This is a genomic window from Commensalibacter communis, assembly GCF_947179015.1.
Classification (GTDB): Bacteria; Pseudomonadota; Alphaproteobacteria; order Acetobacterales; family Acetobacteraceae; genus Commensalibacter; species Commensalibacter communis.
In genome coordinates this window covers 67514-80164 of record NZ_CAMXCM010000003.1, presented here as the reverse complement: position 1 = coordinate 80164, position 12651 = coordinate 67514, and the positions used below count along the sequence as shown (strand labels likewise).

8 protein-coding genes are annotated in these 12651 nt (G+C 35.5%); 2 read left to right on the top strand and 6 right to left on the bottom strand.

Features of this window, described 5'->3' with window-relative positions; translation table 11 throughout:
* The first annotated feature begins 23 nt into the window (after positions 1–23).
* On the top strand, positions 24–2348 hold the full coding sequence (gene clpA / locus PQG54_RS07060) for an ATP-dependent Clp protease ATP-binding subunit ClpA (protein WP_271790210.1): 2325 nt from the start codon (positions 24–26) through the stop codon (positions 2346–2348).
* A gap of 187 nt (positions 2349–2535) precedes the next feature.
* Here clpA and PQG54_RS07055 read toward each other — a convergent pair whose 3' ends face one another.
* Together PQG54_RS07055 and PQG54_RS07050 are read right to left on the bottom strand one after the other, a co-directional pair.
* On the bottom strand, positions 2536–3534 hold the full coding sequence (locus PQG54_RS07055) for a PPK2 family polyphosphate kinase (protein ID WP_271790211.1): 999 nt from the start codon (positions 3532–3534) through the stop codon (positions 2536–2538).
* Positions 3535–3560: 26 nt separating this feature from the next.
* Positions 3561–4322, bottom strand: a complete 762-nt coding sequence (locus PQG54_RS07050) for an SDR family NAD(P)-dependent oxidoreductase (RefSeq protein ID WP_271790212.1) — start codon at positions 4320–4322, stop codon at positions 3561–3563.
* A gap of 183 nt (positions 4323–4505) precedes the next feature.
* Between PQG54_RS07050 and PQG54_RS07045 the strand changes: the two genes are divergently transcribed.
* Positions 4506–5081 carry a YqgE/AlgH family protein gene (locus PQG54_RS07045; protein WP_271790213.1) on the top strand — a complete coding sequence of 192 codons (576 nt, stop codon included), beginning with the start codon at positions 4506–4508 and terminating at the stop codon, positions 5079–5081.
* A 74-nt stretch (positions 5082–5155) separates the two neighbouring features.
* On the opposite strand, the gene PQG54_RS07040 is transcribed toward PQG54_RS07045, so the two are convergent.
* The 4 genes from PQG54_RS07040 to PQG54_RS07025 all read right to left on the bottom strand — a co-directional run bounded on the left by PQG54_RS07040 (position 5156) and on the right by PQG54_RS07025 (position 12571).
* On the bottom strand, positions 5156–5530 hold the full coding sequence (locus tag PQG54_RS07040) for a hypothetical protein (RefSeq protein ID WP_271790214.1): 375 nt from the start codon (positions 5528–5530) through the stop codon (positions 5156–5158).
* A 14-nt stretch (positions 5531–5544) separates the two neighbouring features.
* Entirely contained in the window at positions 5545–6054 is a 510-nt protein-coding gene (locus PQG54_RS07035; RefSeq protein WP_271790215.1) for a GNAT family N-acetyltransferase, read from the bottom strand.
* Between the two features lie 127 nt (positions 6055–6181).
* A complete protein-coding gene (locus PQG54_RS07030; RefSeq protein WP_271790216.1) occupies positions 6182–7303 on the bottom strand; it encodes a CgeB family protein in 1122 nt (373 codons plus the stop codon).
* 3 nt (positions 7304–7306) lie between these two features.
* Positions 7307–12571, bottom strand: a complete 5265-nt coding sequence (locus PQG54_RS07025; protein WP_271790217.1) for a glycosyltransferase — start codon at positions 12569–12571, stop codon at positions 7307–7309.
* Between the last annotated feature and the right edge of the window lie 80 nt (positions 12572–12651).

The window sequence follows — 12651 nt, the reverse complement described above, 5'->3', positions numbered from 1 at the left end:
GTATATTTTAAGGTAGTAATATTGTGTTATCCAATAATTTAGAGCATTCCCTCTGTCGGGCTTTTGAATTAGCTGGGAAATATAACCATGAATACGCGACACTAGAGCATCTTTTGTATGGATTGACCGAAGACCCTGATGCAATTGTTATTTTTGATGCTTGTCGAGTAAATATTCCACAATTACGGCACGATATTCAGTATTTCGTACAAAATGATTTATCTATTTTAACAACAAATATTGAAACCAACCCAAAACCAACAACAGCATTCCAACGTGTCATTCAACGTGCAAGCATCCATGTCCAATCCAATGAAGCCCAAGATGTGAATGCCGCCAATGTTATTATTGCTTTATTCTCCGAACATGAAAGCCATGCTGTCTATTTTTTACAAACTCAAAACCTAACCAAACTCGACGTTTTGAACTTTCTTGCTCACAAAATTACAAAAAAATCTTCTCCTCCACACTATCCTCATCTTTCAGAAGACAATGACGATCTAGAAGATTTCTTTCTAGACGAACAAAAAGAGCAAACAAACAGTAATAATGAAAACCCTCTATATCAATATTGTGTTAATCTAAACGAAAAAGCAGCTTCGGGTTTAATCGATCCCTTAATTGGTCGCGATGCTGAAGTTGAACGGACTATTCAAATCCTATGTCGTCGCACAAAAAACAATCCATTGTTGGTGGGCGATCCTGGCGTTGGCAAAACCGCAATTATTGAAGGATTAGCATTAAAAATTGTTGATGAAACTATTCCAGAGATTTTAAAAAATTCTACCATTTATGCCCTTGATATGGGAATTTTGATGGCAGGTACACGCTATCGCGGTGATTTTGAAGAGCGACTAAAAGCAATCATTCAAGCCCTACAAAACGAAGAGAAAGCAATTCTCTTTATTGATGAAATCCACACGATCGTTGGTGCAGGGTCGACTTCCAATGGTTCTTTAGATGCATCCAATTTATTAAAACCTGCTTTGGCAAATGGCAGCCTACGTTGTATTGGTTCCACAACTTATAAAGAATATCGCCAACATATTGAAAAAGATCATGCGTTGGTAAGACGGTTTCAAAAAATTGACGTGATTGAACCAACGGCAGATGAAACATTTCAAATTCTTTTAGGGTTAAAAGAAAACTATGAAAAACATCATAATATTTCTTATACAAAAGAAGCTATTCAAACAGCTGTAACTTTGTCAATTAAATATATTCATGATCGAAAACTGCCTGATAAAGCGCTAGATATTATCGATGAGGTCGGAGCAATCCAAGCCCTTTTGCCAGTAAATAAACGAAAAAAAATTATTAACGTTCATGATATCGAAAAGACAATTGCAAAACTTGCTCGAATTCCTGAAAAAACAGTTTCCTCAGATGATAAAAAATCATTAAAGCAGATTGACCTAAAACTTAAAAAAGCCATCTTTGGACAAGACCAAGCAATCGATTTATTAACCTCAGCCATCAAAATGTCCAGAGCAGGATTACGCTCATCTGAAAAACCAATAGGCAGCTATTTATTTTGTGGTTCTACAGGTGTTGGTAAAACAGAAGTTGCACGTCAGCTGGCACATGTCTTAGGGGTTAAGTTAATACGGTTTGACATGTCTGAGTATATGGAAAAACATTCTATTTCCAGATTAATTGGTGCCCCTCCTGGTTATGTTGGTTTTGACCAAGGTGGGTTATTGACTGATTTTGTCGATCAGCACCCTCATTGTGTACTATTACTTGATGAAATCGAAAAAGCACATGCTGATATATATAATATCCTATTGCAAGTGATGGATCATGGCACATTAACCGATCATAATGGCAAAGTGGTTAACTTTAGAAACGCCGTTATCATTATGACCACTAATGCAGGAGCATCAGAGTTCAGCAAACCTGTTATTGGATTCGTAAATAATCATATTAATATAGATAATAACGAAGCGATTAAAGAAACTTTTTCACCTGAATTTAGAAATCGTCTTGATGCAATCGTTCCATTTGCGCCCTTATCAAAATTGACGATCAGCAAAGTCGTCAGTAAATTTATGCAAGAATTACAAGAACGGTTAAACGAACAAAAGGTTAGCTTGACTCTATCCCAACCAGCAAAAGATTGGTTAATCAAACACGGATATGATCCTGTTTATGGTGCAAGGCCGTTAAACAGAATTATTCAAGATAATATTAGTAAAACTTTGGCGGAAGAAATTTTATTTGGACAACTCATCAACGGTGGAGAGGTTCATATTCAGGTCGATAACGACCAGCTGAGTTTCGAATATAAAGCAGCGGCTTTACAGAAGCGTAAACGACAAAAGAAAGTAGCTTTAGAATCTTCATAAATAATTTTTTATAAAACCAGTCAAATATGGCTGGTTTTACTTTGTGATCTTCTCGTAAAGGGAAAATTATTTACTCAAATCTTGATTTCAAAATCTGACATAAGTCATTCATCCTACCCTTTGCCAATATGTAACCGTATTAACAAAGGGTATTACAAATGACTAATCTATCTTAAGTTAAGATTAATTACTGCGCTTTAATATTTTGCTTCTCTTCTTTAATCTTTTTTTCAATTTCCTTTAACTTTGCAATCTTCTTTGCTTTTTTCTCTTTTACCAATGCTTTATGATCTGGATCACCACCTAACTCTGCTTTAAGCAAATTCAGAGACGCAAGAATCTCAGGATTAGGTTTTGGCGCAACCATTTCAAATTTTTCTAATTCAGCAATCATTAACTCGACTACCACAAGACGTGCGAACCACTTATTATTCGCTGGAACCACGAACCACGGTGCTTCTGGGGTGGCTGTCATTTCAATCGCTTCTTGATAAGCTTCTTGATATTGATCCCAAAATTTTCTTTCTTTTGGATCACTTGGAGAGAATTTCCATTGTTTTTCAGTACGATCCAAACGTGATAACAAACGCAAACGTTGCTCTTCCTTGGATATATTCAAAAATACCTTAACAAAAGCGTAGCCTTGTCTATGCAAATAGGCTTCAAAATTACAAATATCTTCATAACGATATTTCCAGAAATTCTTATCTTTCATTACTTCTTCAGGAAGCCTTTGTTTTTCTAAGACTTCCGAATGAATTTTAGTTACCAATACTTCTTCATAATGGCTACGATTAAATATTCCGATTTTGCCTTTAGGTGGCACAGCAACGTGAATACGCCACAAATAATCATGAGCTAGCTCAACAGGGCCAGGTTGTTTAAAAGAAGCCACATGAATACCTTGTGGGTTAACCCCTGACGTTACATGTTTAATAGTGCCATCTTTGCCCGACGTATCCATTCCTTGCAAAGCGACCACCAAAGTGCGATCATCATTAGCGTATAACAACTCTTGCAATTCACATAAACGTTTGACTCGTTTTCTTAACGCTTTTTTTGCTTCTTTTTTAGTTAAAGAAAGTCCCGCTGTATCAGAAGGATCATAATCAGAAAGTTTAAATTTCTTCCCATGCTCAACTTTATATTTTGATCTTAATATTTCACATACCGATTTATCAACCATTATTATTCTCCAATTGCTTTGATATATTATTTAATTTCTCTTGCTACAGCAACGCCTGCAGGTGCCTGACACACAGGCATCATCTCAATCCGATTAATATTGACGTGGGGCGGCAATCCAATGATCCAACTTATCGTTTCAGCAATATCCTCTGCGGTCAACGGGTTTGTTCCTTTATAGACTTCTTTTGCTTTTTGAGAATCTTGCAACCTAACTTCACTAAATTCAGTGCCACCACAAAGGCCAGGCTCTATATTTGTCACTCGGATTGGAGTGCCCAATAAGTCTGTTTTTAAATTCAGCATAAATTGCGTTACAAATGCTTTTGTTGCACCATAAACATTCCCCCCTGGATAAGGATATGTCCCTGCGATACTACCAAGGGAAAGAATATGCCCTTTCTTTCTTTTCAGCATCCCACTGATTATAAGCTGTGTCAAATGAATAAGCCCAATCACATTTGTTTGAATCATTTGATCCCAATCTGGCAAAGAGATATTAGGAATAGGGTCAATTCCCAAAGCTAGCCCTGCATTATTCACCAACACATCAATATCTTGCCATTCAGTAGGTAATGTTTGGATGACTCTTTCAATTTCTTTGGTATCAGCCATGTCCATCACAACAGGATAAATATTCCCAAATAACTCTTGAGCTAATTGTTCCAGTTTTTCTTTACGACGTGCTGTTGCAATAACTTTATATCCATCACGAACCAGCCGACACGTGATTTCCCTTCCGAACCCAGCAGAAGCACCTGTTACCAAAGCAATTTTTTGTTCTGCCATTATTTTTTCCTTGTTATAACAATATTTATAGTAAATTATAAAATAATATAAATAATTCGCCACTTAAAAAATGATAATTTGAACACATCTTTACATTATACTCTTTAAAAAACTTCATTGTTCCCATAAAATGATTTTATAATATCGTATTTTGTTTCCTTATATAAACAAGGTAAAATAGTCTTGAATTTTTCTGATCTTTCCAGCGGTCTTGCTGGTCAAATTTTAATCGCCAGCCCATTTATTACCGCACCACCTTTTGCACAAACGGTTATTTTTCTTTGTGCCTATTCTCCTCAAGAAGGAGCGATGGGAATTATTGTCAACCGTCATCTGACCAAACCTACACCTGAGGAACTATTACAGCAACTTGGCATAGCCCCTATTCCACAAGAAGCGATATTTTCTGTTAGTGCTGGAGGTCCCGTTGAAAATGCTCATGGCTTAGTCTTACACTCTACTGACTGGGAAACAAACGGATGTATTGCTGTTACAGATCAAGTTTTGTTAAATGCCAGCCTTGACGTCTTAAGAGATCTTTCGGTTGGGAAAGGTCCTAAATATTCTTTATTAGCATTAGGACATGCCAGCTGGGCACCTGGGCAATTAGAGGATGAATTAAGAAATAGTATTTGGCATATTGCCCCGTGTAATGAAGAAATGCTGTTCAACCCTCATTATACAAAAAAATGGCGTAATGCATTACATTCTATCTCTATTGATCCTGGTAAATTATCTTATTTTGTTGGGAAATCATAATAAGTTAATACAAACACATGATCTAGGAATAATAAGAAATCTATATAAAAATAAATAGTTTTATTCATCAAGAACTATCCTTTTCTATATTTTTCTTCTTTCACACTATTCCTAGAATATTGCCCAGCTTTTCTCTCAGGATGATTGCCTATTCCTTGAACTTCCCAGTAAAAATCAGAATAAAGTATTTTTAGATCAGGATAATAAATATCCAGACCTGAATCGCTGATTTGATACCCAGCGCAACTTATGATCCCATTAATGAAAGATTCATCCATTCCATCTTGTAATTGTTTTTGATAAATTTTTTTGAATAATGGTTCTAGTATTTCATATAGCGCTCTCAGAGAAACATCATCTTTTCCATGTTCACTTAACAGATTTTGCAATCGTTGCGTGCATGCTATTAAAAATTCATAGTTCAGAGAAGACTTATACGATTCATCCATTTTGACTTCAATATTTACAGTTTCTTTTTCATTAATATATCGATTTGTTTATCTTGCCCCAGTATAAACTCATGTTGACTGAAAGCAACAAAACCATTTTTTTGATAAAAAGAGATCGCTTTTTGATTATGCTCCCAAACACCTAGCCAAACATAATCAACTCTCTTTTGATCCGCAATCGACATAGCATGCGAAAATAATGCTTGTCCTATTTTTTTTCCATGATGTTGTTGTAGAATGTACAATCTTTCTATTTCCATTGCGTTATCGTTCTCAAACTCATTCTGAGCCATACCAAAATTTAGTTTAATATATCCAACATAATGCTCGTTTATTTTAGCTATATAAAAATGTGAAAGAGGGTTGTTCAACTCAGAACTTAATTGCTTTATTGATAATTTATTTTCCAAATAATCATCCATATCCTCCTTGCTATTAACTTCGTAAAATGTATCGAAAAAACATTTCCGAGCAATAGATTGTAAAATATCAACTTTTGTTATTGTTACTCTTTCAATTATCATTTTATAAAATCACCATTCTGAATTAATATTTTTATATATAACGACTATAGCAAATAATATTCCACAAATAAAAAAAAGCATGCTCTATATACAGCATGCTCTCTTTTTATACCAAATGATCAAGAATTTAATCTAAAAATCCATCTTGCTTTACAAAAGACAATACTGTTTCGATACGCTTTGAATAAGTATGGTCTTTTAAGGTTCTTGCTTGTGCTTTTTTAGCAGTTTCAATAATTAATTCTGGATTATTTAAATATTTATCCAATATTTGTTGAAAATCGTAACAAGTTGAGAAAACAGGTAATTCATCACGTTCATAGAAATCATGAATTGCATAATTATCTTCGTGAAATAGCTGCATCGCACCAGCGGCAGCAGCTTCGAACGTTCTAGGACCAGGATTAGAAGGCATAATAATAAACCGTTTATTCTCAAAATGCAGACTACGACCTAAATTTAAAACAATTTTAGAACGCTGATATAATTCAATTAATTGGTCTTTTTCAATACGCGCATCTGAAAATCCAATTCCGAATTCTCCCCAACCCGGGCCAACAATTTTAATATTCAAGTCAGCCAAGGCAGGTTTAATACTACGCATAACATCTTTACGACTACCAAATGCAACACCACAGAACATGACATCAATATTCTTTTCGAGGGTTTCATCAAGAGGTCGATAATGTAATTTTTCACATGCTGCTAATGGCAAAAAATGCACGTGTGGATGTTCGTAAAAATTGGTTCCCCAACGATCGCATGAAAAAATTACATCGAAATCATCAACAACACGGTAATTAGCATCTTGTTCATAAGGATCTTCTGTTGCCCAAAAAATGGTAGTTGCCCCAACAGCTTTAGCCTTTTGGCACACTTCACCAAAATAGGTGCTTTCTGGCAAATAAGAGCCAATAGAGAATACAATTCTCGGTTTAATATAATCAATTGCCGCAGAAGCACCCGCAATATTAGTGGAAATTACATTCCCTTCGCCAAAAACACTTTCCCAACCTGACATGATGGCTTCACGGATTTGAGCATTTGCTTGGGATTCATATCTTCCACCGCTGCAAACCAATACTTTGCCACTCATTTTTTCACTTATAACCTTAGTCACAGCAACATCTTTAGGTGTTACATCAGTATTGGTGATCTTTTCAGTCGTTTTTGTTTTAGTCGCTTCAGTAGCATTCGATACTTTTGCTGGAGCTTTCTTTTTAGTTGTTCTTACTGCCATTTTGCCCATTCCCTATTTATGAGAAGTTACTTGTGTTAAGATTTGTTGAAGATTATCTCTAAATTGTTGTTCATTACATTCTTTATCAATGCGTGACAATGCGTTATTACGCAGTTTATTCCATAGTTTTTCCTCTTGATAAAGCCTTACAATTTGAGACGCAAAAAATTCCGGATTATAAATTGATGCTGCAAAGATATCCTTGTCATCTGTCCAACCCAATTGACGAACCAATAGTTCAGTAGCCACAATCGGTATACCAAAAGACGCTGCCTCATGTAGCTTATAAGGAATACCTCCTGCAAAACGCGTTGGTGCGATACATACACGATTATCATTATACAAATAGGTTAAATCATCTACAGCACCTAATAATTTAACCTGAGGATATTTTGCAAACACTGACATATCGACAGATGGGTGAACATATCCAGCAATCGTAAATGTAAATTCTTGATCCATTTTTTTTACAACGATTGGAAAAACTTCGCTTAAGAACCATTCTAAACTATCGAAATTCGGTGATAAAGAATCATGCAATGCCCCCACAAACAATAATCCTGTTCGTTCTTCCCACGTTTTTGGGGTGGGACGAACGTCCAGCATATGCCCTAAGATTGATACTTGATCAAACCCTGTTGCTTTTGCATAATTGGCATCAATTTCATTCACAGTGACCATCGTTTGACAATGTCTTGCACAGGAAAGCTCGCGCTCAAGGCCAATTTCTAAAGTGTCTTCTTCATCTTTTTTAAGACCTAAGATATCTTGGCGTAGCAATGTTCTTGGTGTTGCGATAACTTCTGTATCTAATATTAAACAATCCTGAGGAATATAGCGATTAGCTTCGCCCATCATCGGTAAAATGCGTTGTAAATTATGAGTACGCCCAATCCAAATCACATCATAATATCCCGCACGTTTGAAAAAGAATTCAGATAGTTCATGAATAGTCCTGTTATAGAGAACCTCTACTGTTTCAGGTAAATCAGAGTAAATTTGAAACAGATGAGGATATTGATCATTAATCGGGTAAACAGTTACGCTATAGCCCAATTTTGCCATTTGGCGAACAATATCATTCGAACGCACATATCCTGATCCTAAATTACGTAAGGGAACTCTATCCTCTATAAACAAAATACGTTTATTCTTCTCTGTTCGTTCTCGAGCTATGACAACATTATCAGAGTGTCTTGGATGTTGGAAACGTAAAAAATCTGCATGAGCCTTCACAAACTTCTGATGGTTACGACGCGTCAATCCACTCGAAACAATAGGATCACTCGAAGCATATTCCATATGTTCCACCACAGCATCAGGATGATAAACAACACGGTATCCCGCTTTAATAATCCGGACACATAGATCGGTATCTTCGAAATATGCTGGATAATAAATCGATGAAAACCCTTCCAATTGCAATAAAATAGATGTTTTAATCGCCATCATTGCTGTGGAACAATAATCGACATCACGCACAAAATTTGCCTCTGGAATTAAAGGGTCATCCCCCCGCAAATATCCAATCGTCGTCCCGTCTCGCCAAATAATAGAGCCAGCTTCTTGCAAATGACCATCGGGATGAATAATTTTTCCGCCTACCGCGGCTATATCTGTTTTTGATACTAGATGCTTACATAAAATATCGATAGCACCAGGATATAAGTAAATATCATTATTCAAGAACACTGTAATCGGCGCTTTGACTTGCTCAATTAAGTAATTACAAGCTCTACCATAACCAAAATTATAAGCAAATCTGGTTAAATGAGCACCAATCAAGCAATTTTGTATAAAAATTGTATCGTCAGTTGAATGATTATCCCCAATAAGCAGCTGAATTTTTCCTTTGAAATTCGCACGCAACGAAGCCAGTGCAGTCAATGTCACTGCAAGCTGATTTTTAACCAACATAATGACACTAATATCTGGCTTTCCTTCGTAAGAAAAATCCAATTTTTGATGAGCCACCGTGGGCAACATAAAATGCGCTTTCTTCTGAAAATATTCTCTAGACTGAATCGTTTTATCACTTAACCGATAATGAGAATCTTCTGGAAGATGATCAATCCATGCTTCCAGACGCTTATCAAAGACCCAATGTCCAAACGCATCTCTGTAAAACCCATTTTCAATATCATCACGGACAGAACCTGACAGATAATATTTTTTCAAATTCACATCTGGATGAGGATTTCTGCATTCCAATGAACCATGTAACAGAAAATGTTCATAACCATTTCGAAATTTACTATTTCTATCAGTTGAAATAACGCCCGCTAAATCTGGATATTCTTCCACATAAAATTTTTCAGAAAACCAAGGCAAAGGCTCATATGAAGTTGGCGTTGGGTTCATAAAATAATGTTGTAAAGCGCTTGTATATTTACCCGCCTTTATTTCATGTAAAACTTCAGGATATCTATCTAAATACCATCTTGAATCAAAATATAGTGAAACCGTTGCTCTAAGATCGGTTTTGCCCATATTTAACAAGTAATTACGAAACGGAAAATAGGTCTTTTCTACATTACCAGCTTCATAACAATGACGTTCATAAACCAACGGATCAAAAAAGAGCGATCCCGTTTTACGTAACGCATCTCCCTTTTTTAAGTAATGATCATAAGCATTCACATATTCGGATGACGCATTAATTTCATATGTAAAATTCGGATTATGATATAAGTAATGTTCAGAAGAGAACAGCCAATGTGGTTGGCATTTTTTGTGGCCTATACGACAATAATGATCAAAACCTGTTTTAAACTTTCCTCTCTTGATGTCTTTCTTTACGAATTCATACTCAAAAAGATACCATTGCTCGTCAAAATATGGATTAGGAGAATGACCTAAAAAAACACCAATTTGTTCGTAATATTCTTTAACGCTCTCAATACCACAGATCTCCATTTTTTGAGGAACATCTGAGTAAGTCATTAAGTACCATTCCTCATCAAACTGTGCCCATACTGCACCTTGATAAGCATTTTCATCTGCTAGAATATCACTGATATGCGTATAGTATTCAGTTTCGTCCTCTTTTAAGTCTGCTACATCATGAATATCTGCATGATTTGCTAGCCAATGTACATAAGCATTTGGATATAAACCATTATTTATATCTCGTTTAACCTCTGTTTTAAAGGAATATATATCTAGGTTGATCGGTAAAGACGGCTGTAATAATAAGCCAATTCCTTTATCAATAAAATGAGCATAACCATTTCTATAGTTTTGCTCTGGCTCTAATTGTTCAAATAAGTCAGCGTACTCACTATTGTAAAACTGCTCATTAAACCACAGCAGAGGAGAATAATTTTTTGGATCGTCATTGGTTAAATAATGATGTAATGGATTAATAAACTCACCATTGTCAATTAATGTCTGCACATCAGGATATTGTTGCAAATACCAGGCTGGATCAAAATACCATGACGTTCTGGTCAAGTTGCTTATCGTGTCAATATGTTTTAAATAATGCGAATAAGCACCCAATCCAGATTGTATAGGAGAGTTATAATGACCTATAAAAAATTCAGGGGCAAAAAATACACTACCACTGATCCCTTCCCTATCGCCTGCGCGCAAATAATGATCGTATCCATTTACAAAACCATTTCTTGCTAGGTTTTCATCCGTTAAATGTGTTAATTTCTGGCGGTAATAAGCCTCTGAAAATAACCAATGCGGTGAATATTTTTGGTATCCTTGATGACAGTAATGTTCGAAACCAGAAACATACTGATGTTGCTCAATCTGGCTTTTCACTTCGGGGTAAGTTTTTAAATACCATTGCTCATCAAAATAAGGATTGGGGGAATGCCCCTTATGACAACCAAATGAATGATAATATTCTTCAACACTATCAAGATCCAAGGCTTTGATTTCCGAAGTTACGTCACTATATTTGCGAACATACCATTCTTCATCGAAATCTTTCCAAAAAGCTTTATTGGGACTTGGAACAGGACTAGGTTGAGGATCTTTCTTGGGATCCATCTCAGATAATACATTACTGTCCTCATCTTCGTTTACAGCATCTGATACCTTTGAATATTCTGTAAATTTAATTTTTTCTTTCTGAGGTTCAATCGTCAATAAAGATTTATCTTCATCTACCGTCAAAACTGGAAAATCTTCATCTTCATCAATTATCGGATCTTTTGCTATAGTTGGAATGGGATCCGTGCCTAATGAATGTATCACCTCATCAGTTGCATCACTGTCTTCAACAGATTTTGATACAACCTGAGAAGCAGTTTCATGAACAACATTTGTTTCATTTGATAGGGGCAATTGAGCCGCGGTGAGGTCTTCAGTCTGAACCTTGGACTTAAATTCATTGCAATATTGATCAAACAATACCTGATCTTGTTTTGCAACCCAATATTCAAAAGCATTATGGAACATATGAGAAGATATCGCTTTGATGACATCACCTTGTAATGCTAATTGATCTAACTCAAAGTTTTCATTTGGTCTACGTCCCTCTTTATAACCATGAAAAATGAAGTGCATATATCCATTTCTTAAGGGATGACCAACACCAACAGAAGAAGCCACATCATTATAATGTTGACGATAAAATGATTCAGAAAAATCAGCTGAAGGGGAAAATTCTAAAGGCGTTGGGTTTGACAAATAATGATGCAATCCGCACGAATATTCATGACGTTTAATTGAATTTTGAACATCTGGATAAGTGTTTACATACCATTCTTCATCGAAAAACCAAGATAGTCTTGTTTTACCAATATTGGAAGTCAGGTTTCTTAAGAAATGCTGATAAGATCCACCTGCTACAGAAATAAGCTCTTGGTTATCTTGCTGCAAGGCATAAAGCAAAGGATTAAAAAAGATGCTCCCTGAAAATAGATTTAAATCGCCTTCATTTAAATAATGATCGTAACCATTTTTATAAGCAGCAAAATGATTGGTCAATTCATTATATTGTTTTTGATAGTAATCTTCTGTAAATAACCAATGAGGCGAATGATCTTTATATCCTTCACGACAATAATGATCAAAACCAGACAGAAATTGATTTGATTGAACGGCTTCAGCAACAATAGGATATGTTTTTAAATACCATTTTTCGTCAAAATATGAATTAGGTGAATGCCCAATCTTTCTGCCTTTTTCTTGATAATATAAGTAAACATCTCCAGCATAAATATCCTCAATTATCGGGAGAATAGAAGAATAGCGCTGACGATACCATTCATTGTCAAACTTTTCCCATTTCGGAGTTAATATATCTTTTTTTACCATAATATCAATAAACCATACTATAAAAACAATCTGGTTTATTAAATAATAAACCAGATCAATACCTATTCTATTCAGAAAAA

Excerpts from the sequence above, each read along its gene's own strand:
- PQG54_RS07040 (WP_271790214.1), bottom strand. The coding sequence starts at position 5,530 with ATGGATGAATCGTATAAGTCTTCTCTGAACTATGAATTTTTAATAGCA.
- PQG54_RS07035 (WP_271790215.1), bottom strand. The coding sequence starts at position 6,054 with ATGATAATTGAAAGAGTAACAATAACAAAAGTTGATATTTTACAATCT.
- PQG54_RS07050 (WP_271790212.1), bottom strand. The coding sequence starts at position 4,322 with ATGGCAGAACAAAAAATTGCTTTGGTAACAGGTGCTTCTGCTGGGTTC.
- PQG54_RS07025 (WP_271790217.1), bottom strand. The coding sequence starts at position 12,571 with ATGGTAAAAAAAGATATATTAACTCCGAAATGGGAAAAGTTTGACAAT.
- PQG54_RS07055 (WP_271790211.1), bottom strand. The coding sequence starts at position 3,534 with ATGGTTGATAAATCGGTATGTGAAATATTAAGATCAAAATATAAAGTT.
- PQG54_RS07030 (WP_271790216.1), bottom strand. The coding sequence starts at position 7,303 with ATGGGCAAAATGGCAGTAAGAACAACTAAAAAGAAAGCTCCAGCAAAA.